We start from the raw sequence: 25,822 nt of genomic DNA, 5'->3' as shown, positions 1-25,822 counted from the left end.
GCCGGCTGTACGAGCACCGCACAACCGCAATGGGCGCCGCACAGCCGCACCCGCTCCGCACACCCGTCGTAGCGCCGCGCGGTCGCACGAGCACCGCACAGCCGTACCGGCACCCACAGCCGCACCCGCTCCGCACAGCCGTACCGGCACCCACAGCCGCACCCGCTCCGCACAGCCGTACCGGCACTCGTCGTACCCATGAGCACCCCGTACGCCCCCGCCGCACCCCCCGCCTCGCCCTGGCCGGGGCCCCGACCACGGTCCTCGGCGCCGGTCTCATCGCCTGCGGCGAACACGGCGGCCGCCGCCCCGCGGGCGAAGGGCGCGCCCTCAGAGGACGGGCGACACGATCGAGGTGCCACGCGCGGACGGCTCCACGGCGGCCTTCACCGTCCGCGAGATTCAGCGGGTGAACAAAAAGGACTTCCCTACGAATAAGGTGTACGGGGCGACCGACCGTCCGGAGCTGCACCTGATCACCTGTGGTGGGCCCCTCGTGGACGGTCACCGCGCCGACAACATCATTCTCCACGCCGACCTCGTGCAGTGGCGCCCCGCGGGGCGAGGGCGGCCCGGACGCAGGAGTGCAGTGACCCCCAGCCGCCCCAGCCGCCTCGCGCGGGCAGCCGGAAGGCCCCCGCGCGCGGCCCTCGGTGCCGCCGTCGCCGCCGTACTCGTGGCGACCCTGGCCGGCTGCGGCGACTCCGGCGACCTGCGCGCCGCGGGGGCCACACCCACCGCCGTCGGCCCGACCAAGCTGTGGCCCGAGGTGCCGCCCGCCTCGACGCCCGCCCTCGACTACGGGGAGGCGGACACCGAGACCATCAAGGGCATCACGGCACCGGGTGACGACATCCACAGGGTGGATCCGGTCGCCGTGGTGCGTGCGGAGGTCGCCGCGCACCCGGACGAGTACACCGGCCCGCACGCCATGTACGCGCAGACCGTCGACCAGCTGAAGGACTGCGGCAAGAAGGGCGCGCAGGGCAGGAAGTGCCCGATCCTCCAGGCCTACTACCGCGATCTCACCGGCGACGGGAGGGACGACCTGGTGCTCGGCATCCGCTTCCCCAAGGACCAGCTGGCGGTGCGCGTGTACACCTTCACGCACCACAAGCTGGTGCAGGTCATGGGCACCTCGGACAGCGTGGTCAGCGTGGAGCTGGCGGGCCGTGACGTGATCATCCGCTCGCCCTCGACGCTGCCCGGATACGAGTTCCGTACCGTGTGGACCTGGGACGCGCACCAGAACGCGATGCTGGCGACGCGCGACGAGATCCTGCGGGTGGGGACCGCTGCTCCGAAGACGCCGACCCCCACGCTCTCGCCCTCCGCGAGCGCCTCATGAGACAGACCCTTCAGCGCCTCCCCCATTGGACCGCCACCCTCACCTGGAAGGCGGCCGCCTTCATCACGGTGATGTGCTGCGGCCTCGCCGCGCTCCTCGGGGTCCTCGTGCACGTGTCGGTGACCAACCAGACCGTCGGCGAGGCCCGCGGCCGCGCGCTCGACCGGCTCACCGACGTGACGACGCGGTACGAGGCGGGAGACCGGCTGCCGCCGGACGCGGGCGTCGACCTTCCCAGGCTGCCGGTCCGGCTGCGCGAGCTCGCAGCGGACGGGAAGCGCGGCACGATGGTCGGCGACCAGGACGGGCACCCCACGATGTGGGCGGCCGGGCCCGCGGACGGCGGACGCGCGCTCGCCGTCCAGTACGACTACGCGCAGGGCGCCCACGCCATCGACGCCCTGGACCGGGCGATCGTGTGGTCCTCGGCACTGGCGATCGGCGCGACGCTGCTGGTGGGCTCGTTCTCGGTGACCCGGGTGACCCGCCGGCTGCACGCGACGGCTCAGGTGGCGCGGCGGATCAGCGCCGGCGACCTGGACGCGCGCGTCGACGACCCGCGTACGCAGGACCCGACGCGCCCCCAGGACGAGGTGGGCGCGGTCGCCGGGGCCCTCGACACGATGGCGTCCTCGCTGCAGAGCAAGCTGCTGAGCGAGCAGCGGTTCACCGCGGACGTGGCGCACGAGCTGCGCACCCCGCTGACCGGGCTGCACGCGGCGGCCGAACTGCTGCCGCCGGGGCGGCCGACCGAGCTGGTGCGCGACCGGGTGGCCGCGCTGCGCACGCTGACGGAGGACCTGCTGGAGATCTCCCGCCTCGACGCGCGGAGCGAGCGGCTGGAGCTGGACTCGGAACCGCTGGCTCCGCTGGCCGAGCGGGTGGTGCGGGCGTCGGGAACCGACACCGAGGTCCGGGTCGTACGGGACGCTCGCGTGGAGACCGACCGGCGCCGGCTCGAGCGGGTGCTGGGGAATCTGGTCGCGAACGCGCACAAGCACGGCGCGGGGCCGGTGGTGCTGACGGTCGACGGCCCGGTCGTCACCGTGCGGGACCACGGTCGCGGGTATCCGGAGTACCTCGTGGCGCACGGGCCGCAGCGCTTCCGCACGGAGGGCGGTTCGAAGGGGCACGGGCTCGGGCTGACGATCGCGCTCGGCCAGGCAGAGGTACTCGGCGCGCGGCTGACGTTCGGCAACGCGCCCGAGGGTGGCGCGGTGGCGACCCTGACGCTCTCTCAGCCCGACCTCTCCGTAGTGCCTGCCGGAGCAAGCTGAACGGCCGTCCGGAGCAGCCCGAAGGACCGCCCGGAGGACCCTGGGTGCCTCCGCGTCCCCGATGGCGCAGTGTGACCTGCGCGCACCCACCCCCGCTCCTAATGTGGCGATTAGTCAGGTCCGCCCGCTTCCTGGAGGAGTCCTTCATGTCCCTGCGATCCACGTACACACGTCTCGGCATAGCTCTCGCCGCCGGCAGCCTCGTCGCCCTCGCCGGTGCGACCCCCGCCCTGGCCGACGACGACTGGGGCCCCGGGAGCGACGACAGCCGCGCCTCGTTCGGCGAAGGGGGCGACCGCCGTTTCGACAACGGCGACGAAGGCCTCGGCGACGACCCCAACACAACCAGAGGCACGGTCGACCGGAACGGCGGGCTGTTCCTGCGCAGCCGCCCCGATCCCGGCAGCAGACTGGTCCGTATCGCGAGGAACGGCGAGACCGTCCGCATCTTCTGCCAGACCTGGGGCGACCGCGACGACGATCTCTGGTACCTGATCGCCGACGGCACGTGGTCCTGGGGACCCGCACGCTTCATCGACACCTCCAGCACTCCCCCCTGGTGCTGAACCGTCGGCGCCGGATTCCCCAGCAGATACACCGGAACAGCCCGTTTGTCATCACATAACGGGACATCAGGTCCCTCGCTTGCTACGTTCCGGTCATGATTCAGCGCGGAATGCCTGAAACGAGGGTGACAGCGGCACCGCCCGCCCCCGCTGTACGCCTGCCCAGGCGCCGTGGCATCGAGTTCACCCTCATCGTCGTCGCCGTCCTGCTGTGCGTGTACGGCTACTGCGCTGTCGGCTTCGCGAAGAACGGCACCGTCCCGCCCGGCGCCGCCGGTTACGGCGCCGGGCTCGGTGTGCTCGCGCTGCTCGCGCACCTGGCGGTGCGGTGGCGGGCGCCGTACGCCGATCCGCTGCTTCTCCCCATCGCCGTGCTCCTCAACGGCCTGGGCCTGGTGCTGATCTACCGTCTCGATCTGGAGACCCCGGGCGCCCGGGCGGCCCCCATCCAGCTCAGCTGGTCCACGCTCGGTGTCGCTCTCTTCATCGCGGCCGTGCTCCTCCTGCGCGATCACCGCGTCCTTCAGCGCTACACGTACGTCTCCGTGGTCACCGCCCTGGCCCTGCTGATCCTGCCGATCCTCTTCCCGGCCGTGAACGGTGCCCGCATCTGGATCAGGATCGCCGGATTCTCCATCCAGCCGGGCGAGTTCGCGAAAGTGCTCCTCGCGGTCTTCTTCGCCGGATACCTGGCCGCCAACCGCAACGCGCTCGCGTACACCGGCCGACAGATCTGGAAGTTCAAACGGCTCCAGCTGCCCACCGGCCGCGTACTCGGCCCGATCGTCGCGATCTGGCTGCTGAGCGTGCTGGTACTGGTGCTGGAGCGGGACCTGGGCACCTCGCTGCTGTTCTTCGGCCTGTTCGTGATCCTGCTGTACGTCGCCACCGGCCGCACCGGCTGGATCGCGGTCGGGCTGTTGCTGGCCTGCGTGGGCGCGGTGGCCGTCGGCTGGCTCGAACCGCATGTCCACAGCCGGGTGCAGGACTGGCTGCACCCCTTCGCCTCGATCGAGGCGGGCCAGGGGCCCAACCAACTCGCCCAGTCCCTCTTCGCGTTCGCCGCCGGCGGGATGCTCGGCACCGGGCTCGGGCTCGGCCACTCGATCCTCATCGGCTTCGCCGCCAAGTCGGACTTCATCCTGGCGACCGCGGGTGAGGAGCTGGGCCTGGTCGGCCTGTCGGCGATCTTCCTCCTCTACGCCCTCCTCGTGGAGCGCGGGCACCGGGCGGGCCTCGCCCTGCGCGACCCCTTCGGACGGCTCCTCGCGATCGGCCTCGCGTCGATCGTGGCGCTCCAGGTCTTCGTGATCGCGGGCGGGGTGACAGGGCTGATCCCGCTGACCGGGATGGCGATGCCGTTCCTCGCGCAGGGCGGCTCCTCGGTCGTCACCAACTGGATCATCGTGGCGCTGCTGATCCGGATCAGCGACTCGGCCCGCAGTCAGTACGACGGGACGGCGGCGCCGTGAGTGCCCGGGAGTTCGCGCCGTGACCAAGTACATCCGACGAGCCTCGGTCCTGTGCGCCCTGCTGTTGGTGGCCCTCCTGGTCAACGCCACCCGCATCCAGGTCTTCCAGGCACAGTCGTACGACGACAGCCCCGCCAACCGCCGGCGGACGATCGCCCGTTACGACCAGCCGCGCGGCGACATCGTCGTCGGCGGCAGCACGGTCACCGGCTCCAAGGACACGGGTGAGCAGCTCCGCCACGAACGGACGTACCTGAACGGCCCGTTGTACGCGCCCGTGACCGGCTTCGCCTCGCAGCTGTACGGGACGACATTCCTGGAGAACGCCGAGGACGACATCCTCTCCGGCGCCAATCCGATGCTCGCCCCGCTCCCCCTGTGGAACGACATCACCCGTGCCCAGAACCCCGCCGGCAAGGTGGTCACCACGCTCGACCCGGCCGCGCAGCAGGCGGCATACAAGGGGCTCGGCTCTCGGCGGGGCGCGGTCGCCGCGATCGAGCCGTCCACCGGCCGGATCCTGGCGCTGGTCTCCACTCCGTCGTACGACCCCGCGGAGCTGTCCGGGACCGGCTCGGCGGTGACACGGGCGTGGGCGCGGCTGAACGGGGACGCGAGCAAGCCGATGCTCAACCGGGCGATCCGGCAGACGTATCCGCCGGGGTCGACGTTCAAGGTGGTGACGGCCGCGGCGGCGCTGGACGCGGGTGTGGTGACCGATCTCGACGCGCCGACGGCGTCGCCGAACCCGTACCGGCTGCCCGGCACGACGACCCGGCTCACCAACGAGATCGAGGGCTGCGAGGACGCGTCTTTGCGGGACGCCTTCGAATGGTCCTGCAACACGGTCTTCGCGAAGCTCGGTGTGGACGTGGGCCTCGACGACATGACGCACACGACGGCGAACTTCGGCTTCAACGACCGGTCGCTGAAGATCCCGTTCTCGGTCGTGCCCAGCAACTTCGACACGCGACTCGACAACGCGCAGCTGGCCCTCTCCTCCATCGGGCAGTTCGACACCCGCGCGACTCCCCTCCAGATGGCGATGGTCTCGGCGGCCGTGGCGGGCGGGGGTTCGGTCAAGTCGCCCTACCTGGTGGAAAGGACGACCACGAAGGGCGGTGCCACGGTGTCCACGAACGGCCCGAGGACCCTCCACCAGGCGATGAACCCGACGACCGCGCTGCTCATGCGCGAGCTGATGACCGACGTCGTGACAGAGGGCACCGGCACGAGCGCCGCCATCCCCGGCGCCACCGTCGGCGGCAAGACCGGCACCGCCCAGCACGGCGTCGGCAACTCCGGCCTGCCGTATGCCTGGTTCATCTCCTGGGCGCAGGCCGACGACTCCATGGAGCCTGCCGTGGCCGTCGCGGTCGTCGTCGAGGACGCGGCGGCCAATCGCGGGGAGATCAGCGGGGGTGGGGACGCGGCGCCGATCGCGAAGGCGGTGATGGAGGCGGTGCTGAACTCGCATTCCGGCGGGAGCTGAACTCAGCCTCCGACCACGGCCGTTGACGAGTCCGGCTGATGGACAAGGCCGGCCGGCAGGGCGACGTACGCCGTGACCCCCGCGCCCTGAGTGGGGCGCAGCTCGACATGGGCGGCGAGCCGGGCGGCGAGGGCGCCGACGACGTGGTGGCCGAGGAACCGCGTGGCGCTGGTGTGCGGGGAGGCGCCCTTGCCGGACAGTACGTCGTTGGCGTGCGCCAGCCGTTCCGTGGTCATTCCGATCCCCCGGTCGACGACGGCGAGACAGTACTCGCCGGCGTCCCGCCAGCCGTAGATCTCGACGGGCTGCTGTGGTGGGCTGAACATCAGCGCGTTCTCCACCAACTCGGCCAGCAGATGGGACAGCTCGGCCACGCAGTGACCGCGGACGCGGCACGGCTCGATCTCGGCGACGGCCACGCGTCGGTACTGTTCGACCTCGGAGACGGCCGACTGGACCACCTCGGCGACGGTGACCGTACGGGACCAGGAGCGGGCCGGGGACTCCTCGCCGGCCAGGACGAGCAGGGACTCGGCGTTGCGCCGCATGCGCGTGGCCAGGTGGTCGAGTTCGAACAGCTCGGCGAGGGCGTCCGGGTCGAGTTCCTGGCTCTCCAAGGTCGTGATCAGGCCGAGCTGGCGGTTGAGGAGCGCCTGATTGCGACGGCCGAGGCTGGCCAGGGACTCGGTGCTGTTGCGGCGCAGGACGGCCTGCTCGGCCGCGAGTCCGACGGCGGTGCGTTCCACGTTGCGCAGGGCGGCGACCAGACGGGTGATCTCCCGTGCGGTGCCCGGGAGTTCGGGGCGCCCATCGTCGGCGGGGAGCGGGGTGTCGGGGCCGGCCTCCTGGACGCGCCTGACCGCGACGGGCAGGCGGGTGCCCGCGACCGCGTCCGCCTCGTCGGCGAGGGCGCCCAGGGGGCGGGTGATGGAGCGGGCCGAGATCACGGCGAGCGCGGCGGCCACGGCGAGGATCAGCGCGCCGAGGGCCAGGAAGCCGCCGAGCTCACGGGTGGCCGCGCTGCCCGTTTCCTCGGCACGGGCGCGCACGTCGTCGCCGACCCGCTTCTGCACGCCGTGCAGGTCGTCGACGAGTGTCGTCATGTCGGCCCACCAGCGGGCGGGGGCGACGTCGAGGGCCGATCCGTCGGCTCCGCGTTCGGCCTTGTCCTCGTAGCCGGTGATCCGGCGAGCCGCGGCAGCCTTGAAGGCCGCGTCGAGAGCGGACTCCTGGGCGGAAGTGGCGAGTTCGCGGAACTGGCCCAGGGCCGCCACGCGGGTGGCACGGATCTCCGTGAAGTCGAGGTACTCGCCGGAGCGGAACCGCTTGGCCGCGAAGACGCCGTTGAGGGAGCCGCGTTCGAGGGCGACGGCTTCGGTGGCGCGCGCCAGGGCCTGGAGAGCCTGCACGCCCTGGGCGGTACGGCGGTCGCCGCTCGGCGCGCCGGCGGATTCCGCGTCGATGAGGGCGGTGACGGCCTTGGTGTAGGTGGTCAGGACGGTGGCGCGGTCGACGGTGCCGGAGTCGACCTCGGTGCGCAGGGTGGCGAGGCCGGCGAGCGGAACCTGTGCGGCTTCGAGGGCGGAGGAGGCGGCGCCCGGGAGATCACCGCTCTCTTTGGAGAGCGCCGCTCGCACGGTGGAGCGGGCGTCGTCGGTACGGCTCCGCTGTGCGCGCACGTCGTCCCGGTACTCGTCGGCGCCACCCAACAGCCCGTTGGTGAGCCCGCGTTCGCGCTGTAACTCGCGCACGAGATCCTGCACGTGCAGCAGGACACCGACGTGCGCCTCGGTCTCCCTGGCGGTGGACCAGTCGGCGGCGCGGTCGGCGACGCCGAGTCCCGTGAGCACGAGCAGCAGGCAGGTCGGGACGGCCAGGACGATGGCCATGCGGCCGCGGATGGAGTTCCAGCCGGGAAGGGCGGGAAGGCGAAGCGTGGTCAGTACGTTCCCCGTCATGCCGAGAGAGGCTATGGGCGGGCCCGTCAGGGAGTGGTTTCCCGTCCGTAAGGCGTCGGTTCCCAGGTACTCACGAGGCCGATGGGTGTGCTGTGAGAGGCAGGCATTGCTCACGTAGCGAGACGGGGATGGGACACCGAGTCGTACCGACCTATCGTTCGGTCCATGACGGAACCCGCCTCGTACGAACTCGCCCAGGTCAACATCGCCCGCCTCAAGGCCCCGCTGGACTCACCTCAGTTGAAGGACTTCGTCGAGGCCCTCGACCCGGTGAACGCGGTCGCCGACGCCGCCGACGGCTTCGTCTGGCGCCTGCAGAGCGATGCGGGCAACGCCACGGACGTACCGGTCTTCGGCGACGACTGGCTGATCGTCAACATGTCGGTGTGGCGGGACACGAACGCGCTGACGGCGTTCATGTACCAGGGGCAGCACCGGGAGCTGCTGGCTCGGCGCCGCGAGTGGTTCGAGCGGTTGCAGGAGGCGATGGCAGCCCTGTGGTGGGTGCCGGCCGGGCACCGGCCCACAGTGACGGAGGCAGAGGAGCGGCTGCTGCATCTGCGCGAGCACGGGGCGACGCCGTATGCCTTCACGCTGCGCACGCCGTTTCCGCCGCAAGGGGCCGAGCCGGTCACCGACGCGGGACGGGTTGCCGCCGCGGACGTGGAGTGCCCCGTCTAGCGGCTGTCGTGCGGCCCTGCTGCGCCCGCATGACCGCCCGCCGCAGCTGCCGGGACGAAGCGAGAGGGCAGTCGCGGCCGTCGTCGTGCTCCCAGGTCGACTGCCTGGCACTGTGGAGCCGGGCTTGCACAACGGGCATCACTGGTGGTGCGGGCGGCGGCGTGGTTCGTGCTGATCGTCGGCTCGGTCATGCCTCCGACGATGCCGCGCCCGCGTCGATCGCGTCCTGCACCTCGGAGACGCGCTCGCCCTCCTCCGCCGCGAACCTCTCCGCGTCCAGCTGCTCGGCGATCTCCTCGTCCTGAGCCATCAGCAGGTCGAGGTTCGAGTTGCCCATCTCGAAGACGCCCATGTCGACGTACGCCTCTTGGAGGCGTTTGCCCCACAGGCCGATGTCCTTGACGCAGGGGACGATGCGGGAGAACAGCAACTGGCGGAACAGGGCGAGGAATTCGGACTGTTCGCTGTATTCCTCGGCCTCGGCCGTGGGGATGCCGAAGTTCTCCAGGACCTCTACGCCGCGGAGGCGGTCGCGCATCAAGTAGCAGCCCTCGATGACGAATTCCTCGCGCTCGCGCAGTTCGGCGTCGGACAGTTGTTTGTAGTAGTCGCGCAGCGCCATCCTGCCGAAGGCGACATGCCTCGCCTCGTCCTGCATCACGTACGCCAGGATCTGTTTCGGCAGAGGCTTGTCGGTCGTGTCCCTGATCATGCCGAAGGCCGCCAGCGCCAGGCCCTCGATCAGGACCTGCATGCCCAGGTACGGCATGTCCCAGCGGGAGTCGCGGAGGGTGTCGCCGAGGAGCGACTGCAGGTTGTCGTTGATCGGGTAGAGCATCCCGATCTTCTCATGCAGGAAGCGGCCGTAGATCTCGGCGTGCCGGGCCTCGTCCATGGTCTGGGTGGCCGAATAGAACTTCGCGTCGAGGTCGGGGACCGATTCGACGATGCGCGCCGCGCAGATCATCGCGCCCTGCTCGCCGTGCAGGAACTGGCTGAACTGCCAGGAGGCGTAGTGCTTGCGCAGTTCGCCCTTGTCGCGGTCGGTGAGCTTCGCCCAGTGCTTCGTGCCGTAGAGGGACATCGACTCATCGGGCGTGCCGAGCGGGTCGTACGGGTCGACTTCGAGATCCCAGTCGATTCGCTTCTGGCCGTCCCACTGCTTGTCCTTGCCCTTCTGGTACAGGGCGAGCAGCCGGTCACGACCGTCGTCGTACTCCCAGCTGAAACGTGCCGCCCCGGAGGCCGGTACCTGCCAGAGGGGGTCTCCCGAGTCCTTGGCGTACAGCTCATGCGTCGGCATACATCGCAGGCTCACACGGGGTAGACGCGTCGTCAACAAGTCGGACGCAGGGGATTGACGAGCTTGCTGACAAGCAGTCTCATAAGACGTGACCGCCGGTAACCCTTGAAGCAATCCCGTACGACGAGGTGGGAACAGCCATGACGACGGTGACGGAAGACGGACTCGATGGTCTCCGCGACGCGCTCGGTCTGCTCAAGGACCGGGAGCAGGTGGCCGAGCGGTTGCTCGATTCTTCCGCCAAGCACTCCTTCGACCCGGACAAGGAGCTGGACTGGGACGCGCCCTTCGAGGAGGGCAAGTGGTTCTGGCCGCCGGAGCTGGTGTCGCTGTACGACACCCCGATGTGGCGGCGGATGAGCGAGGAGCAGCGGATCGCGCTGTCGCAGCACGAGGCCGCCGCGCTCGCGTCCCTGGGCATCTGGTTCGAGATCATCCTGATGCAGCTGCTGGTGCGGCACATCTACGACAAGGCGGCCACGAGTGCGCACGTGCGGTACGCGCTGACCGAGATCGAGGACGAGTGCCGGCACTCCAAGATGTTCGCCCGGCTGATCTCGCGCGGGCAGACGCCGTACTACCCCGTGAGCCGGGCGCACCTGAATCTCGGGCGTCTGTTCAAGACCATCTCGACCACGCCGGGGTCCTTCACGGCGACGCTGCTCGGCGAGGAGATCCTCGACTGGATGCAGCGGCTGACGTTCCCGGACGAGCGGGTGCAGACGCTCATCCGGGGGGTCACGCGCATCCATGTCGTGGAGGAGGCGCGGCACGTGCGGTACGCGCGGGAGGAGCTGCGGCGGCAGATGGTCACGGCGCCGCGCTGGTCGCAGGAGTTCACCCGGGTCACCTCCGGAGAGTTCGCGCGCGTCTTCTCCGTCGCGTTCATCAATCCCGAGGTCTACACGAATGTCGGGCTCGACAAGCGCGAGGCCATCGCTCAGGTCAAGGCGAGTGGGCATCGGCGTGACGTGATGCAGACCGGGGCGAAGCGGTTGACGGACTTCCTGGACGACATCGGGGTGCTGCGGGGGGCCGGGCGGCGGCTGTGGAAGTCGTCGGGGTTGCTGGCCTGAGTTTTCGCTCCCTCCCACCCTGCCCGTCCCGTACCTGGGGGCTCTGCCCCCAGACCCCCGGGTTCTCCTTCCGCCGCGAGTGAGTGGGGGCTGGTCGCGCAGTTCCCCGCGCCGCTGACGGGGCGCACCGTTCGCGGCAGCCCCGAGGGACCGGACAGGCAGGGGCGGTGGGGGCGCATACACGGATACGCTGCCGACATGACCTCCGACGCTCCCATCCGCGCGTACCGACGGCTGAGTGTCGAGGAGCGGCGCAGTCAGCTGCTCGAGGCTGCGCTGTCCCTCTTCGCGCACCGCGCGCCCGAGGAGGTCTCGCTGGACGACGTGGCGGAGGCGGCGGGGGTGTCCAGGCCGCTGGTCTACCGGTATTTCCCGGGCGGCAAGCAGCAGCTGTACGAGGCCGCTCTGCGGTCAGCGGCCGAAGAGCTGGAGCACTGTTTCGCGGAACCCCCGGAGGGACCGCTCACCCAGCGGCTGTCCCGGGCGCTCGACCGCTATCTCGCGTTCGTGGACCACCACGACGCCGGGTTCAGCGCCCTGCTGCAGGGCGGAAGCGTCGTCGAGACGTCTCGGACCACGGCCATAGTGGACGGGGTGCGGCGGGCCGCCGCCGAGCACATTCTCGATCATCTGGCGGTCGACGATCCCGGGCCGCGGCTGCGGATGACCGTTCGGATGTGGATCACCGCCGTGGAGGCCGCTTCGCTGATCTGGCTCGACGAGAACAAGGAGCCGCCGCTCGACGAGCTGCGGGACTGGCTCGTCGAACAGTTCGTGGCGGCGCTCGCGGCGACCGCGGGCCGCGATCCGCAGGCCGCGGCGGTGGTGAAGGCCGCGCTCGCGCTGGAGACGGCGGACGGGGCCGTGGGAGCGATGGCCCGTCGGGTGCTCCCGGTGATCGGGGACGCGGCGCGTCTGCTGTGACGGCGGTGACCGTGGTGTTTGTGACACTGGTTGCGTGAAGAGCGAAGACACTCCCTTTGTGGGCGGCCCGCTGGACGGCCGCGTGCTGCCCGTCCTGCTCGGCCCCACCGGACATCCGCCGAAGACCTACCGGGTTCCGGTGCCGGACGCGCACGGCGGGCCGCCCACCGTGCTCGTCTACCGGCGCGTGCAGGCGAGCCGGAGCAAGCGGCTGGGGCTGCATCAGGGGTGGAAGTACGAGTACGACCCCGAGGGGAAGCAGGGGCGCGGGCCGAAGTGGCCCTGGTCGAAGACCGAGACCAAGGCCGAAGGACAGAGCGACGCCACGCCGGACCCCCACGCCGACGAGTGAGCTTCTTGGGCTGAACCGACCAGCCCGCGCGCGCTCGGGATGCGAGCGCCCGATCCTGCCGGTGCGAGGTGGATGTACCACCCCAGCACCGGAGGTGATGACGTGTCAGGAAGGCTTCTGCGCCTGGTGTGTACGGCGGCGGTGACGGCCGGGGCGCTCCTCGCGCCCACGCCCGCGACGGCCGTCCCGGATCCCGGTCCCGCGACGGGCGCGGCCGTCGGCGAACCCGGACAGCGTTCCGTCGCCGCATTGCTGACGGACCTTCAGCGGCTGTACAGGGATGCCGAGCGGGCCACCGAGACGTACAACGGGACCGCGGAGAAGCTGAAGGAGCAGCGCGCCGAGGTCTCCCGGCTCGACGCCGGCCTCGCCAAGGCCCGCCTCTCGCTGCACGACAGCCGCGGCGCCGCGGGGCGGCTCGCCCGGCAGCAGTACCAGAACAGCGGCGAGATCTCCTCGTACGTACGGCTGCTTCTCGCCCGCGATCCGCAGCACGCCCTCGACGAGGGGCACCTGATCGGGCAGCTGTCGCTGGAACGGGCCGGGACCGTGGAACGGGTGGTCGGCAGCGAGCGGAAGGCCGACGCGCTCGCGCGTGCGGCCCGCAAGGCGCTCGACGGTCAACTCACCCTCGCCCAGCGGCAGAAGAAGGAGCGCGACGACGTACGCAAGCGGCTCAAGGACGTCGAGGAACTGCTCGCCTCGCTGACCGTCGACCAGCTCGCCGAGCTGGACAGGTTCGAGAAGTCGGGGGCGGCCGAGGCGCAGAAGAAGTTCATGGCCTCGGGGGCCCTCAGCAGCAAAAAGCGCCCCTCGCAGGAGGGCGAGGCAGCGCTGCGGTACGCCGTGCGCCAGATCGGGAAGCCGTACCAGTGGGGTGCGCAGGGCCCGAAGTCGTACGACTGCTCCGGCCTGACCTCGCAGGCGTGGCAGCGCGCCGGACAGCCCATTCCCCGCACCAGCCAGGAGCAGTGGGCCCAGCTCCCGAGAATCCCGCTGAGCGAACTGCGCCCTGGGGACTTGGTGATCTATTTCCCGGAGGCCACACATGTGGCGATGTACCTCGGCGACGGCATGGTCGTGCAGGCGCCGCGGCCGGGGACGAAGATCAAGGTTTCGCCGATCGCCGCCAATCCGCTGCTGGGCGCGGTACGCCCCGACCCCGGCGGGCAGCCCCTGCGGCGGTACAGGCCGCCGAAGCTCCCCCAGGGGGCCACGAGTGGATCCAACGAGGGATACAGAAGCGCCCCGTGAGGGGCGCGGGGCTGTGACCTCATGCGGCTCCGCCGCGTGGGTGCGACCAGCCGCAGCGAACCCGCACCCGAAACCAGACTCAGGCCCCTGTCACACAAGGAGGACGTCGTCGACCCCATGAAGACCCGGTTGCCGTTGTCCGCCGTGCCTCGACTCGCCGGTGCAGTGGTCGTCGGAGTGGCGATCGGCGCGATCGCAGGCTTCCTGACCGACGCCCCGCTGGGCATTCTCGCCGGCATCGCCGCCACCGAGGCGCTCTTCGTCGTGGCGGGCTTGAAGGTGTTGTGGCCCATGGACGCAGCCACCACTCACCGCAACGCCCAGCGCGAGAACTTCCGCCCCCTCGCCGAGGAAGTCATCGTCGTCACGGCCGCTCTGTTCGCGCTGGTCAGCATTGTTGTCCTGCTCCTGCGCGGGAAATCCGCGGACAGTCACGCTGCGGCCGCGACAGCGGCTGCGGGTGTGTTCATGGGCTGGGCATCACTGCACCTGATGTACTCCACCCGCTACGCATACCTCTTTTACGCGAAGCCGGCAGGCGGTATCGACTTCAACTCCGAACACCCCCCTGCGTACGCCGACTTCCTTTATTTCAGTTACAACCTCGGGATGACCTACCAGGTCTCCGACACCAGCGTCTCAAGTGCACAAATCCGTACAGTAGTGCTCCGCCACTGCCTGCTGTCCTATGTCTTCGGTACCAGCATCCTGGCCACCACGATCAATCTGGTGACCGGAATCGTCACCAGGTGAGCGCAGTGCTCCTGAATACCTCGGCTGCGACCTAGGGCCTGTCCGGCGGCTGGGGAAGATCGTCGAGGAAATCCACGGTCGGTACATAGAAAAGGCAGCCGGTGGTCGCCCTCGAGAAGTCGAGGATCCTGTCGTGGATCCCGGGACGGTCACCGAGGAACATGTTTCGCAGCATCCGTTCGGTCACCTCAGGCGTGCGCGCGTAGCCGATGAAATAGGTGCCGAATTCCCTCTTGCCGATCGTCCCGAACGGCATGTTCTCCCGCACGATCTTCTGCTCGTTGCCGTCCTCGTCCGTGATGGTGTTGAGGGCGACATGGGAATCCGGGGGCTTGACCTCGTCGGGCATTTCCATGTTGGCCAGCTTGCTTCGGCCGATGACGTTCTCCTGCTCTTGTGTGGTCAACGCGTTCCAGGCCACGAGATCGTGGAGGTACTTCTGGACGATCACGTAGCTACCGCCCATGAAGTGCTCGTCCTCGGCACCGACGAGCACCGCGTCGGCGGCCGCCTGGTAGCCGGGATTCTCACTGCCGTCGACGAAACCCAGCAGGTCGCGCTCGTCGAAGTACTTGAAGCCATGTACTTCGTCGACCATCGTGACCGCTCCGGCAAGTCGCCCGGCGATCAGCCGAGCCAGTTCAAAACAGAGGTCCATCTCGTGGGCGCGCAGATGGAAGAGGACATCCCCCGGCGTCGACGGAGCCTTGTGGATGGGCCCTTCCAACGGCACGAAGGGATGCAGGTCACGAGGGCGCGGACCGGCGAACAGCCGATCCCAGGCGTGGGAGCCGACACCGACGACGCAGCTGAGCTCGGCGTACGGGGCGCGATAGCCCACCGACCGCAGCAAACCCGCCACATCTTCGAGCAGGTCACGGACGGTGGCCTCGCCGCCGGGGACGATCGTGCCCACGAGGAAAACGGCGGTCTTGGCCGGTGGGACGATCACGCGCTGCGACTCAAACACGAAGCCGGCCTCCTGCCTATCGCGATAACGACGGTACGCCCTGCGGGTCGACCTTGCCCTCCGCAGGCCACAGTCCTGCTCCCGTGATGTGTGCTCCGAAAGCCGCCTGGCGAGGGGTGATCAACCGGCATAGCCTGAGTGGAAGCGTTGAATGTGGACCACGCCCTGAACGGCGAAAGGGTGAGACTCTTGGCCCTCTCGCATGATGAGCCGGAAAGGCCGGAACCCACAGCAGGACCCGAGCCCAAGGGCGAACCGCATTTCCGTCCCTATCACCACCCTGCCGCGGGCTGGGGCGCGGCCAAGAGCGTGAGCCAGGTCCTGGTGCGTGAGGGTGCGCTGGTGGACGGGCCACGGGCGATCATGCGCATGAACCACGAGAACACCGGATTCGACTGTCCCGGGTGCGCGTGGCCGGACGACACCAAGGGCCTGCATCTGGACATCTGCGAAAACGGAATCAAGCACGTCACCTGGGAGATGACCCGGAAGCGGGTCGGCCGTGAATTCTTCGCCGCCCACTCGGTGACCGAGCTGTTCGACTGGAGCGACTTCGAACTGGAAGACCAGGGCCGATTGACCGAGCCGATGGTGTACGACGCTGATACGGACCACTACGTGCCGATCAGCTGGAAGGACGCCTTCGCCGTGGTCGGCCGTGCCCTGCGCGAGCTGGACCACCCGAATCAGGCCTCGTTCTACACATCGGGCCGCCTCGGCAACGAAGCCACATTCCTCTATCAGTTGATGGCCCGCGAACTGGGCACGAACAACCTGCCCGACTGCTCCAACATGTGCCACGAGGCCAGCGGCCGCGCTCTTGAGGCCTCCCTGGGTACGGGCAAGGGAACCGTCGACCTCAAGGACTGGGAGAGCGCGGACGCGCTGTTCATCCTGGGAGTCAACGCCGCGTCCAACGCGCCCCGAATGCTGACCGCCCTGGCTGAGGCATACCATCGCGGCGCCCGGATCGTGCACGTCAATCCGCTGGTCGAGGCGGCCGCCACCCGCACCATCGTCCCGCACGACTTCATGGACATGGCCCTCTTCAAATCGACCCGCACCAGCACCCTGAACCTGCAGCCGCGCATCGGCGGCGACATGGCGCTCCTGCGCGGCATGGCGAAGGTGGTCCTGGAACAGGCCAGAACCGAGCCCAAGGCCCTGGACCAGGAGTTCATCGACCGCCATACCGCAGGATTCGAGGACTATCGGGCCTTGTGCGAGGCCACGTCATGGGAGGAGATCGAGAACCAGTCAGGGCTGGACCGGGCCGACATCCTGAAAGCGGCGCGCGTCTACAGCGACGCCGACCGCAGCATCGTCAGCTGGTGCCTGGGCATCAGTCAGCACGAGCACGGCGTGGACACCGTCCGGGAGATCGTCAACCTTCTTCTGCTGCGCGGCAATCTGGGACGCGAAGGAGCGGGACCCTCCCCCGTGCGCGGCCACAGCAACGTCCAGGGAAACCGCACCTGCGGCATCGATCACCGTCCCCCCGACGAGTTCCTGGACCGGCTCTCCGAGGTCTGCGGGATCGAGCCACCCCGTGAGCACGGCCTCGACACGGTCGGCACCATCGAGGCGATGCACCGCGGCGATGTGAAGGTGTTCGTCGGCATGGGCGGCAACTTCGCCCACGCGGCACCCGACACTCCGTACACCTACGCGGCGCTGCGCTCCTGCGATCTCACCGTTCAGGTGAGCACCAAGCTGAACCGCAGCCACCTCGTCCACGGTCGCCAGGCCCTCATCCTTCCGTGCCTGGGCCGCACCGAGAAGGACCATCAGCGGGGCGGCATCCAGAGCACGTCGGTCGAGGACTCGATGAGCATGGTTCATCTGTCCGTCGGCATGAAGCGACCCGCCTCACGGCACCTGCTGTCCGAACCCGCCATCATCGCCGGCATGGCACGTGCGGCCCTGCCCGACAGCCGTACCCGGTGGGAGTGGTACGTCGAGGACTACGACCGCATCCGCGACACCATGGCCCAAGCCCTCGACGGCTTCGAGGACTTCAACCGCCGTGTGCGGCTGCCGCTCGGCTTCCGCATCAAACAGCCCGCCCGCGAACTGGTCTTCCTGACCCCGTCCGGCCGCGCGGAGTTCTCCACGGCACCGCTGCCCGACGTCGTCCCCGCCCCGGGCACCCTGGCGCTGGGCACCATGCGCTCCCACGATCAGTGGAACACCACCATCTACTCGGACAACGACCGCTACCGCGGTGTCAAGAACCTCCGCACGCTCGTCTTCATGAACAAAGACGACATGCGCGAACGCGGCATCTCCGAGTTCGGCCCCGTCAACATCACCAGCATCGCCAAGGACGGCAGCACCCGCTCCCTCGACGGCTTTCTCGCCCTTCCCTACGACATTCCGCGCGGCTGCGCAGCCGGCTACATGCCGGAGATGAACGTCCTGTGCGCGATCAGCGACTACAGCGTCCAGAGCGACCAGCCGCTCATGAAGCACGTCAAGGTGACCATCACCTCCGCCGCCTGAGCACGGAAGGGGCGCACCGTCTCCGGGAAGGAGCCGTCGTGGCGAGGTGGGCATCCCCACTGCACAGCGGGGATGCCCACCTTCCGTTACGCTCCGGCGACCGAGGCCAGGTACGCCTCCGTCTTCTCCGGTTCGAAGAAGAAGTTCTCGAAGTCGGCCGGGTCGTTGAAGCCGTTGGCGAAACGGTCCGCCACAGGCGGCAGCTGACCGGCCGCGCCGATCAGGTTCAGCACGTGCTCCGGCGGCACGCCGAGCATCGCGTTGGTCCACTTGGTGACGTGCTGGGCCGTGTCCCAGTACCGATCGAACGTGGCCTGCATCCACTCCTCGTCGAAGGGCTTTTCACCCTGCTCGAGGATCGAGGCGAGGTACGCGGCCGCGCACTTGGAGGCGGAGTTGGAACCCTGTCCGGTGATCGGGTCGTTCGCCACGACGACGTCGGCGACGCCGAGGACCAGACCCCCGCCGGGGAGGCGGCCGATCGGGTTGCGGACGGTGGGGGCGTACCGTCCCGACAACGTGCCGTTCGCGTCGGTCAGTTCCACCTTCGTGGCCCGCGCGTACTCCCACGGCGTGAACCGCTCCATGAGTTCCAGGGTCAGGGAGAGGTGTTCGGCCGGGTCCTTGACGCCGTTGAAGACGTCGAGCGGGCCGCCGGGTATGCCCTCCCAGAAGAGGATGTCCGCGCGCCCCGAGGTGGTGAGCGTCGGCATGACGAAGAGCTCGCCGACGCCGGGGACCAGGTTGCAGCGGACCGCGTCGTAGTCCGGGTGTTCCGGGCGCGGGCCCAGACCGTGCACGTACGCGACCGCCAACGCCCGCTGCGGCTCGCTGTACGGCGAACGGGAGGCGTCCCGGCCGAACATGGACACGAGCTCGCCCTTGCCGGCCGACACCAGCACCAGGTCGTACGTACGGGAGAAGTAGTCGAGGTCGGAGACCGCGGCGCCGTGGATGACCAACTGGCCGCCGCGCTGCGCGAACGTCTCCATCCAGCCGGCCATCTTCACCCGCTGGTCCACCGACTGCGCGTACCCGTCGAGCTTGCCCACCCAGTCGATCGCCCGCTGGGTCGGCCCCGGGTCGTGTGAGCCGGGGGCCGCCACCGAGACGCCGAGTCCTTCGATCTTCGGGGCCTGGGACTCCCAGAAGTTCAGCTGGAGATCGCGCTCGTGCTGCAGTGCCGTGTCGAACATGCACTGCGTCGACATGACACGGCCGGTACGGATCTCGTCCGCCGTCCGGTTCGACATCAGGGTGACCTCGTACCCGTTCGACTGGAGTCCGAGGGCGAGCTGGAGTCCGGACTGGCCGGCTCCGACGACGAGTATCTTCCGCATGCGCGTCCTAACTCTGCTTACGTCTTATTCGGGGCTCACGTCGAGCGCGTGCCCCACCAGGCCGAGCAGGGTCTCGACAACCGAGATCCGGCGCCTGGCATCCATGATCATGACAGGTATGTGCGTGGGCACCGTGAGGGCCTCACGCACGTCCTCCGGCTCGAACCGCTCGCTGCCGTCGAAGTGGTTGACGGCGACGACGTACGGCAGCCCGCAGCTCTCGAAGTAGTCGAGGGCCGGGAAGCAGTCCGACAGGCGGCGGGTGTCGGCGAGGACCACCGCGCCGATCGCGCCGCGCACCAGGTCGTCCCACATGAACCAGAACCGCTGCTGGCCCGGCGTACCGAAGAGGTAGAGCACCAGGTCGTCGTCGAGCGTGATACGGCCGAAGTCCATGGCCACGGTGGTGGTCAGCTTGTCCGGCGTGCCGGTGAGGTCGTCGGTGTCCTCGCTGGCCTGGGTCATCAGCGCCTCCGTCTGGAGGGGCGTGATCTCGGAGACCGCGGTGACCAGCGTGGTCTTGCCCACGCCGAAGCCGCCCGCCACGACGATCTTGGTGGCGATCGGCGCGCGGCTGCGATCCGTCTGCCAGGCCTGCAGATCCTCCTCGCCGTCGAGGAGGGGGGCGACGCCCGGGGCGGCGTCAGAGACGACGGAGTCCACTCAGCACCCTTTCCAGCAGAGCGCGGTCCGGCTGTCCCGGGCCGTGACCTGTTCCGTACACACGGATCTTTCCCTGGTCCGCCAGGTCGCTCAGGAGCACCCGGACCACGCCGAGCGGCATCCTGAGGAGGGCGGCGATCTCGGCCACCGTACGCATCCGGCGGCAGAGTTCGACGATGGCCCGCATCTCGGGCATCACCCGGTTGGAGAGGGAGCCATTCGTCAGCTCCTTGCGCTCCTCGGGGGCCTCGAGCGCCGCCACGAACGTCTCGACGAGGAGGACGTGCCCGAAGCGGGTGCGGCCGCCGGTGAGCGAGTAGGGGCGTACGCGGGCGGGTTTGCGGTCACCGCCGCGGACCGGCAGCTTGTTGGGGGTACTCATCGGGCGCTCCCCATCGACTCGGTCTCCAGGGATTTTCGGAGCTCAGTGCGCAGTTCGGGGGTCAGGACGTGTCCGGCACGGCCGACGAAGAGCGCCATGTGGTACGCCACCACGCTCATGTCGCAGTCCGGGGAGCCGTGCACGCCGAGCAGCGAACCGTCGCTGATCGACATGACGAAGAGGCTGCCCGCGTCCATCGCGACCATCGTCTGCTTGACGTTGCCGCCGTCCATCAGCTTGGCGGCGCCGATGGTGAGGCTGCCGATGCCGGAGACGATGGTGGCGAGGTCGGCGGAGGACCCCTTGGGGCCCGTCGGCCGGTCCGTCTGGGCCGTCCTCGCCTCCGCGTTTCTGCCGGGGTCGGAGGAGAGCAGCAGCAGGCCGTCGGAGGAGACGACCGCGACCGACAGGAGGCCCGGCACCTCCTCGACGAGATTCGTCAACAGCCAGTGCAGATTGCGGGCTTCACTGCTCAGGCCGAAGGTACTGGGCGCGGTCAACTGCTTGCCTCCTCGACTGTGCCCCCCGATGCTTCTACGTCCTGTGCGTGCGCGCCCGGCGTGGATCCTGCGGACGCGTGCGCTGTGGGCGCCTGTGCTGCGGGTGCGTTCATCTCGGCCGTCTGTTCGGCGATCTCCGCCTCCACATCTCGTCGGCCCTCCGTCGCGCCCCGGTGAAAACCGCCGAGCCTGCGGCGCAGGGCCTCGGCGTCCACGCCGCCCGTGCGCGGCCTCGGGACCGGCGCGGGCGCGGAGATCTTGGGCGTCCGTTTGGGCAAGCCCTTGTCGGTGAGCCGCGGGCCCTCGTCCGGGATCCGTTCGTGGGTGTCGGGGCCGATGGCGTAGGGATCGGTGGTGGTCCGGGCGGGGAGGTGGACTTCCGGGGCGGGGTGGGCAGGGGCCGCTTCCGGGGCGCGCCCGGGAGCGGGTGCTTCCGCCCGGGGCTCCGGGAGCAGAAGCTCCATCGTGGTCTCGGGGGCGAGCTCCGGCTCGGACGCCGGCCCGGGCGGGAGCTCGGGCTCGGATGCCGGCTCGGGCTCGGGCGGGAACTCGGGCTTGCGCGTGAGCTCGGGTTCGTAGGAGGCCTCGGGCTTGCGCGTGAGCTCGGGTTCGTACGAGGCCTCGAGTTCGGGGGCGGCCGCTTCCGCACCGGGCTCCGGGGCGTCCTCGCGTACCGTCTCTTCCGCCGCGGAAGCCTCCCGTACGGCCTCTTCCGCCGCGGCGATCAGTGGGTCCTCGTCGCCCGCGGGTTCCGATGCCGTCAGGGCCGACCGGCCCCGCAGGACGTTGGAGTTGGCCTCCGCGTCGGCGCCGGGCAGCGACACCGAGGACGCGCTGCCGACGAGCCGGGGGGCCGTGGGGGCGGTGACCGCGGGCGCGGCGGCGAGCATCGCCTTCGGCAGGACCACCACGGCGGCGACACCGCCCTGCTTCTGCTCGCGCAACTGCACCCGCACGCCGTGCCGGTGGGCGAGCCGGGCCACCACGTACAGGCCGAGCCCGAGACCGTCGCCGCCCTCCAGGTCGTACGCGTCCTCCGGATCGAAGTCCGAGAGGCGGGAGTTGAGCTGGCTCATCCGCTCGGCGGTCATGCCGATGCCCTCGTCGTGCACGGAGAGCATCACCTCGCCGCTCTCCAGGAGCCAGCCGGAGACCTCGACGGGGAGGTCGGGCGGCGAGAACGACGAGGCGTTCTCCAGGAGCTCGGCCACGAGGTGGCTGATGTCGTCGGCGGCGAAACCGGCGAGGTGCGCGTGCGGCGGCAGCGCGGCGATGCGGACACGCTCGTACCGCTCGATCTCGCTCACCGCGGCGCGCACGACGTCGACGAGCGGGACGGGACCCGCGTGGTGCTGGACGTGCTCCGCGCCCGCGAGGACGAGCAGGTTCTCGCTGTGGCGCCGCATGACGGTGGCGAAGTGGTCGAGCTTGAAGAGCGTGGCGAGGCGGTCCGGGTCCTGCTCGCGCTCCTCCAGGCCCTCGATGACGCCGAGTTGGCGCTCCACGAGGCCGAGGGTGCGCAGCGCGAGGTTGACGAAGGTGCCGTGGATGGTGCCGCGTACCTGCTCCAAGTGGGCGGCCGCGTCGGCGAGTTCGGCACGCAGCCTGTCGCGCTCGTCGGCCATCAGCTGACGCTGCCCGATGAGGTGCTTGCGGTCGCCTTCGAGCGTCGCGAGCCGCTCGTGGAGCGCGGCGGCGTGCGCGTGCAGCGCGTTGACGGAGCGGACGACCTGGGCGAACTCGTCGTTGCGGCCGGTGAACTTGACCGGTTCCTCGGCACCCGGGTCCGCGGCGAGGCGGGCCGAGCCGAGCCGCAGCACCGCCAGCGGGCGGGTGAGGGTGCGGGCCATGGCCATCGAGACGCCGACCGCGACGAGCAGCAGCGTGCCGATGAGGGCGATCCGGATCTCCAGCGCGGTGACGTCGTCGTCCCGCAGCTGTTCGAGGTCCTTGGTGCGGTGGTCGTTGAGCGAGGCCTCGGCGCCGCGCATCAGCTCGACACGGGCCGACAGGGCCGCGTCCAGCTTCTTGGCGCTGGTGTCGAGTTCGGCGTCGGAGAGCGTCGGCTGGTCGGTGAGGCTCGCGAGGTACTTGTCGGCGGTGCCGACGTCGGGCCCGGTGACAGTGGAGTCGTACGAGTCCTTGGCAGCCTTGGGCGCCGTCTCGTGGAAGTCGGCGAGGGCCGCGTCCGAGCGGAGCCGGGCCTGCTGGGCGGCGGCGCTCAGCGCGTCGCGCTGCTTGGTGTCGGCGGCCGAGGAGGTGCTCGTGGTGGCCGCCAGACCGGTGATCGGGTTGATCGTGGTCTGGGTGGTGCGCGGGATGTTGAGAGCAGCGAGGAGCAGTCCGCGGGCGGCGGCGGACTGCTGGACGGCGGAGTCCAGCTCGGCGAGGGCGTGCGCGCCGGAGCCCGCGCGGGGCGGCAACTGGTCGGCCAGGTCCTCGGCGAGGGCGTGGAGTTCGGTGATGGCGCCGGAGTACGCCTGATGCGCTTCGAGAGCGGTGCTCTTCCCGGTGAGCGCCGCTCTGCGCAGGGAGGCGATGGAGTCGAGGTCCTTCAGCAGCGTGGCCGGGGCGTCCTCGTCCGCCCGCAACTCCTCGACCTGCCGGTCGACGCGCGCGCCGCGCTGCTCGGAGGGGGCCTTGGCCTTGGGCCGCCCCGCGGCGACGTACGAGGTGACCTCGTCCCGCTCGTCGGCCAGCGAGTGCGCCAGGGTCAGCGCCTGCTGGGTCCGCTGCGCGAGCGTCACCAGGTTCTGGGAGTCGTTCAGTTGCCCCGAGGCGGCCAGCACCGTCGGGGCCCCGGCACCGGCGATGGCGGCCGCGACGACCGCCACGGCGACGATCAGCCGGTTGCGTACGTGGGCGGGTCGGCCCCTGCCCGCGGAGTCGGCGGTGTCGCCGGTGGCACCGCCCCCGGTTGAGCTGGAGGCCGTCTGCTTGCCTGTGCGCCTCGGCCGCGTCTTCTGCACCGGTGCTCGCATTCCTGACTCGTGTACCCATGGGCCCGGGTAATGACGTCCCGTCAACTGGGGCGTCCGCCCGGTACGGCTCCCGACCCTCCCAGTGCCGGTGGGCAGTGGTCCCGCATCATCTGGCCCGCCACCCGAAGGAGTGAACCTCGGACCGGAGTTGGCGGGCAAGTTCCTCCGGCGCGTGCGACGGCCTTGACCGGCGGGCCGGTTGGACGTCGGCGACGCGCTTTGGCAGTATTCGCCGCCACGCTTCACCGGAGTCGATCATTCCATGCCAAACCCGGCGCCTGAGCTGGTGCTCAGCACCTGTTCGGCAATGGATGCCAGCCTTTCGTGGACCTTGTGAAGGGCTCGTGCAGACTGGCCGGATGCGCACTGAACTCGTCTCGGAGCCCGGTGACCCGGACCGCCCCAATGAGGACTTCGCATCGGTCGGACTTCCGGCCTCAGGACAGGGGGGTTCCCTGGTCGTCCTGGACGGCGTGACGCCCCCTCAGGGCGACTACGGCTGTCTGCATTCCGTCGCCTGGTTCTCCGCGCGCCTCGGCGGAGCCCTGACCGAACTGTCCCTTTCCCGTCGGGATCTGACCCTCCCGGAGATCCTGTCCGGGGCCATTCGCCGGGTGGCCGACACCCATGCCGACACCTGTGACCTTTCTCACCCACGAACACCCCAGGCAACCGTGGTCCTCGCGAGGTGGTCCGCCGCCGAGGTCGAGTACCTGGTCCTCTCGGACTCCGCCCTGCTGGTCGAGTCCCCCACGGGCGAGGTGACCGCACTCCTGGACGACCGCCTCTCCCGCCTCCCCCGGGCCTCCCTCGCCACGGACGCCGTCGCCGACACGACCGTCCGCAACAAGGACGGCGGCTTCTTCACGGCGGCGGCGGACCCCTCGGTGGCCTCCCGCGCGGTGACCGGCAGGCTGCCACGCCCATCCGTCCGCGCCCTGACCGCCCTCACGGACGGCGCCACCCGCTGGGTGGAGAAGTTCCACGAAGGCGACTGGGCCGCCCTGTTCACCCTCGTACGAAAGGACGGCACCCAGGCGCTCGTCGACCGCGTACGGGCACTGGAGACCGCGGACGCACAGGAGCGGGTGCATCTGCGGCGGAGCAAGACACATGACGATGCGACGGTGGTGTTCGTGGAACTGTGAGCTCGTGGAGCTGGGAGCCGGCGAGTCCGATTCCCGGGGCCGGGAATGCCGGGAAGCCCAAGCCGGACCACTCGGCGACGCGCGGGGGTCCGTGAACCTCAAGCCGGACCTGGGCCCGCCAGGCGTGAGCCGGAGCGGGGCCGGTGAGCGTGAGCCGGACCGGGCCCGGTGAGCGTGAGCCGGCGCGGGGCCCGGTGAGCGTGAGTTGGCGCGGGCCCGGTGAGCGTGAGTTGGCGCGGGGCCCGGTGAGCGTGAGCCCGACCGGCGGCTAGCGCTGCTGCTCCATCCCCGTGTTCAGCTGGTGCAGCAACCGTGCCAGTTCCGCGACCTCGCGAGGGTCCCAGCCCGCGAGCTGCCGGACGTAACGGGCCCGGCGGGCCTCCCGGACCTTCCGGAAGCGCTCGCGGCCCTCCTCCGTGAGGTGGACGAGCCAGGCGCGGCCGTCGGCGGGGTCGGGCTCGCGGGCGACGAGGCCGAGGTCTTCGAGGGCACGGAGCTGACGGGACATCGTGGCCTTGCCGACGCCGATGTAGGCGGCGAGCTCCGTGGCACGCTGCCGCCCGCACTCCTCCAGCCGGAAGAGGAGCCCGTACGCGGAGGATTCCAGGTCGGGATGGACCTCACGGGCCATCTCCCCGGAGGAGGCACGGGCGCGCCGCAGGAACACGGTCAACTCGCGTTCCAGCGCCGGGAATTGCTGGTCCACACCACTTCCCGACGCCGCGGATTCGACACGCTGCCCGCCGCCGTTTCCGTTGTCGTGCACGTCAGCACCCCTGACCCGGTTTCCCGATTCTGAAAGTTTCCGCCAAAATCCGCCATTGCCGCAGCTCCGCCAGTATTTCGCAGGCGTAGACCAACGGCAGCCTCCGGGCCCTCT

At 70.0% G+C, this 25,822-nt stretch carries 22 protein-coding genes; 13 read left to right on the top strand and 9 right to left on the bottom strand.

Translation table 11 applies throughout. The features are described 5' to 3' along the window. Window positions 1–283 precede the first annotated feature (283 nt). From AB5J53_RS32495 to AB5J53_RS32475, 5 genes are all read left to right on the top strand, one after another. A complete protein-coding gene (locus AB5J53_RS32495; RefSeq protein ID WP_369252613.1) occupies window positions 284–1,348 on the top strand; it encodes a sortase in 1,065 nt (354 codons plus the stop codon). Further along, window positions 1,345–2,625 carry an ATP-binding protein gene (locus AB5J53_RS32490; protein WP_369249166.1) on the top strand — a complete coding sequence of 427 codons (1,281 nt, stop codon included), beginning with the start codon at window positions 1,345–1,347 and terminating at the stop codon, window positions 2,623–2,625. Before AB5J53_RS32495 ends, AB5J53_RS32490 begins: the two co-directional genes overlap by 4 nt. 146 nt (window positions 2,626–2,771) lie before the next feature. Further along, window positions 2,772–3,191: an SH3 domain-containing protein gene (locus tag AB5J53_RS32485; protein ID WP_369249165.1), complete on the top strand. Its 420-nt coding sequence runs from the start codon at window positions 2,772–2,774 to the stop codon at window positions 3,189–3,191. A gap of 110 nt (window positions 3,192–3,301) precedes the next feature. Next, window positions 3,302–4,663 carry an FtsW/RodA/SpoVE family cell cycle protein gene (locus tag AB5J53_RS32480; RefSeq protein ID WP_369249164.1) on the top strand — a complete coding sequence of 454 codons (1,362 nt, stop codon included), beginning with the start codon at window positions 3,302–3,304 and terminating at the stop codon, window positions 4,661–4,663. A gap of 19 nt (window positions 4,664–4,682) precedes the next feature. Further along, window positions 4,683–6,155: a penicillin-binding transpeptidase domain-containing protein gene (locus AB5J53_RS32475; protein WP_369249163.1), complete on the top strand. Its 1,473-nt coding sequence runs from the start codon at window positions 4,683–4,685 to the stop codon at window positions 6,153–6,155. A 2-nt stretch (window positions 6,156–6,157) separates the two neighbouring features. Here AB5J53_RS32475 and AB5J53_RS32470 read toward each other — a convergent pair whose 3' ends face one another. Further along, complete coding sequence (locus AB5J53_RS32470) at window positions 6,158–8,113, bottom strand: nitrate- and nitrite sensing domain-containing protein (protein ID WP_369249162.1); 1,956 nt, start codon at window positions 8,111–8,113, stop codon at window positions 6,158–6,160. A 165-nt stretch (window positions 8,114–8,278) separates the two neighbouring features. On the opposite strand from AB5J53_RS32470, the gene AB5J53_RS32465 reads away from it, so the two are divergent. Next, window positions 8,279–8,794 (top strand): DUF3291 domain-containing protein, encoded by a 516-nt coding sequence (locus AB5J53_RS32465; RefSeq protein ID WP_369249161.1) that lies wholly within the window; start codon window positions 8,279–8,281, stop codon window positions 8,792–8,794. 187 nt (window positions 8,795–8,981) lie between these two features. Here the strand turns inward: AB5J53_RS32465 and AB5J53_RS32460 are convergent, their stop codons facing one another. Further along, window positions 8,982–10,097, bottom strand: coding sequence for a ferritin-like domain-containing protein (locus AB5J53_RS32460; protein ID WP_369249160.1), 1,116 nt, complete (start codon window positions 10,095–10,097; stop codon window positions 8,982–8,984). A 140-nt stretch (window positions 10,098–10,237) separates the two neighbouring features. On the opposite strand from AB5J53_RS32460, the gene AB5J53_RS32455 reads away from it, so the two are divergent. The 5 genes from AB5J53_RS32455 (at window position 10,238) to AB5J53_RS32435 (ending at window position 14,456) form a co-directional block, all read left to right on the top strand. Next, window positions 10,238–11,173 carry a diiron oxygenase gene (locus AB5J53_RS32455; protein ID WP_369249159.1) on the top strand — a complete coding sequence of 312 codons (936 nt, stop codon included), beginning with the start codon at window positions 10,238–10,240 and terminating at the stop codon, window positions 11,171–11,173. Between the two features lie 198 nt (window positions 11,174–11,371). Then, the gene (locus AB5J53_RS32450; RefSeq protein ID WP_369249158.1) at window positions 11,372–12,097 is read left to right on the top strand and encodes a TetR/AcrR family transcriptional regulator; all 726 of its coding nucleotides are present in this window, start codon (window positions 11,372–11,374) and stop codon (window positions 12,095–12,097) included. A gap of 34 nt (window positions 12,098–12,131) precedes the next feature. Beyond that, window positions 12,132–12,449 carry a hypothetical protein gene (locus AB5J53_RS32445; RefSeq protein ID WP_369249157.1) on the top strand — a complete coding sequence of 106 codons (318 nt, stop codon included), beginning with the start codon at window positions 12,132–12,134 and terminating at the stop codon, window positions 12,447–12,449. A 102-nt stretch (window positions 12,450–12,551) separates the two neighbouring features. After that, window positions 12,552–13,703: a C40 family peptidase gene (locus tag AB5J53_RS32440; protein ID WP_369249156.1), complete on the top strand. Its 1,152-nt coding sequence runs from the start codon at window positions 12,552–12,554 to the stop codon at window positions 13,701–13,703. A gap of 117 nt (window positions 13,704–13,820) precedes the next feature. Continuing rightward, window positions 13,821–14,456 carry a DUF1345 domain-containing protein gene (locus AB5J53_RS32435; protein ID WP_369249155.1) on the top strand — a complete coding sequence of 212 codons (636 nt, stop codon included), beginning with the start codon at window positions 13,821–13,823 and terminating at the stop codon, window positions 14,454–14,456. Between the two features lie 31 nt (window positions 14,457–14,487). Here AB5J53_RS32435 and AB5J53_RS32430 read toward each other — a convergent pair whose 3' ends face one another. Beyond that, window positions 14,488–15,426, bottom strand: a complete 939-nt coding sequence (locus tag AB5J53_RS32430; protein WP_369249154.1) for a Dyp-type peroxidase — start codon at window positions 15,424–15,426, stop codon at window positions 14,488–14,490. Window positions 15,427–15,615: 189 nt separating this feature from the next. On the opposite strand from AB5J53_RS32430, the gene AB5J53_RS32425 reads away from it, so the two are divergent. Then, complete coding sequence (locus tag AB5J53_RS32425; RefSeq protein WP_369249153.1) at window positions 15,616–17,928, top strand: FdhF/YdeP family oxidoreductase; 2,313 nt, start codon at window positions 15,616–15,618, stop codon at window positions 17,926–17,928. Window positions 17,929–18,014: 86 nt separating this feature from the next. Here the strand turns inward: AB5J53_RS32425 and AB5J53_RS32420 are convergent, their stop codons facing one another. From AB5J53_RS32420 to AB5J53_RS32400, 5 genes are read right to left on the bottom strand one after another with little or no spacing between them, the layout of a single operon-like run. Then, a complete protein-coding gene (locus AB5J53_RS32420; RefSeq protein ID WP_369249152.1) occupies window positions 18,015–19,268 on the bottom strand; it encodes a styrene monooxygenase/indole monooxygenase family protein in 1,254 nt (417 codons plus the stop codon). A 24-nt stretch (window positions 19,269–19,292) separates the two neighbouring features. Next, entirely contained in the window at window positions 19,293–19,931 is a 639-nt protein-coding gene (locus AB5J53_RS32415; RefSeq protein WP_369249151.1) for an ATP/GTP-binding protein, read from the bottom strand. Further along, window positions 19,912–20,313 carry a DUF742 domain-containing protein gene (locus AB5J53_RS32410; protein WP_369249150.1) on the bottom strand — a complete coding sequence of 134 codons (402 nt, stop codon included), beginning with the start codon at window positions 20,311–20,313 and terminating at the stop codon, window positions 19,912–19,914. Before AB5J53_RS32410 ends, AB5J53_RS32415 begins: the two co-directional genes overlap by 20 nt. Next, on the bottom strand, window positions 20,310–20,813 hold the full coding sequence (locus AB5J53_RS32405) for a roadblock/LC7 domain-containing protein (protein WP_369249149.1): 504 nt from the start codon (window positions 20,811–20,813) through the stop codon (window positions 20,310–20,312). Before AB5J53_RS32405 ends, AB5J53_RS32410 begins: the two co-directional genes overlap by 4 nt. Further along, on the bottom strand, window positions 20,810–23,794 hold the full coding sequence (locus tag AB5J53_RS32400; protein ID WP_369249148.1) for a nitrate- and nitrite sensing domain-containing protein: 2,985 nt from the start codon (window positions 23,792–23,794) through the stop codon (window positions 20,810–20,812). The genes AB5J53_RS32405 and AB5J53_RS32400 overlap by 4 nt, the downstream gene beginning before the upstream one ends. A gap of 359 nt (window positions 23,795–24,153) precedes the next feature. On the opposite strand from AB5J53_RS32400, the gene AB5J53_RS32395 reads away from it, so the two are divergent. Then, complete coding sequence (locus AB5J53_RS32395) at window positions 24,154–24,942, top strand: protein phosphatase 2C domain-containing protein (protein WP_369249147.1); 789 nt, start codon at window positions 24,154–24,156, stop codon at window positions 24,940–24,942. A 268-nt stretch (window positions 24,943–25,210) separates the two neighbouring features. Here AB5J53_RS32395 and AB5J53_RS32390 read toward each other — a convergent pair whose 3' ends face one another. After that, window positions 25,211–25,708, bottom strand: coding sequence for a MarR family winged helix-turn-helix transcriptional regulator (locus AB5J53_RS32390; RefSeq protein ID WP_369249146.1), 498 nt, complete (start codon window positions 25,706–25,708; stop codon window positions 25,211–25,213). Window positions 25,709–25,822: the final 114 nt, after the last annotated feature.

The sequence above is a fragment of the Streptomyces sp. R41 genome, assembly GCF_041053055.1.
GTDB lineage: Bacteria > Actinomycetota > Actinomycetes > Streptomycetales > Streptomycetaceae > Streptomyces.
The sequence above is the reverse complement of the archived record's forward strand: the minus strand, read 5'-3'. Positions and strand labels throughout refer to the sequence as shown.

Excerpts from the sequence above, each read along its gene's own strand:
- AB5J53_RS32490 (WP_369249166.1), top strand. The coding sequence starts at position 1,345 with ATGAGACAGACCCTTCAGCGCCTCCCCCATTGGACCGCCACCCTCACC.
- AB5J53_RS32465 (WP_369249161.1), top strand. The coding sequence starts at position 8,279 with ATGACGGAACCCGCCTCGTACGAACTCGCCCAGGTCAACATCGCCCGC.
- AB5J53_RS32455 (WP_369249159.1), top strand. The coding sequence starts at position 10,238 with ATGACGACGGTGACGGAAGACGGACTCGATGGTCTCCGCGACGCGCTC.
- AB5J53_RS32470 (WP_369249162.1), bottom strand. The coding sequence starts at position 8,113 with ATGACGGGGAACGTACTGACCACGCTTCGCCTTCCCGCCCTTCCCGGC.
- AB5J53_RS32420 (WP_369249152.1), bottom strand. The coding sequence starts at position 19,268 with ATGCGGAAGATACTCGTCGTCGGAGCCGGCCAGTCCGGACTCCAGCTC.
- AB5J53_RS32410 (WP_369249150.1), bottom strand. The coding sequence starts at position 20,313 with ATGAGTACCCCCAACAAGCTGCCGGTCCGCGGCGGTGACCGCAAACCC.
- AB5J53_RS32435 (WP_369249155.1), top strand. The coding sequence starts at position 13,821 with ATGAAGACCCGGTTGCCGTTGTCCGCCGTGCCTCGACTCGCCGGTGCA.
- AB5J53_RS32450 (WP_369249158.1), top strand. The coding sequence starts at position 11,372 with ATGACCTCCGACGCTCCCATCCGCGCGTACCGACGGCTGAGTGTCGAG.
- AB5J53_RS32460 (WP_369249160.1), bottom strand. The coding sequence starts at position 10,097 with ATGCCGACGCATGAGCTGTACGCCAAGGACTCGGGAGACCCCCTCTGG.
- AB5J53_RS32400 (WP_369249148.1), bottom strand. The coding sequence starts at position 23,794 with ATGCGAGCACCGGTGCAGAAGACGCGGCCGAGGCGCACAGGCAAGCAG.
- AB5J53_RS32485 (WP_369249165.1), top strand. The coding sequence starts at position 2,772 with ATGTCCCTGCGATCCACGTACACACGTCTCGGCATAGCTCTCGCCGCC.
- AB5J53_RS32395 (WP_369249147.1), top strand. The coding sequence starts at position 24,154 with ATGCGCACTGAACTCGTCTCGGAGCCCGGTGACCCGGACCGCCCCAAT.
- AB5J53_RS32480 (WP_369249164.1), top strand. The coding sequence starts at position 3,302 with ATGCCTGAAACGAGGGTGACAGCGGCACCGCCCGCCCCCGCTGTACGC.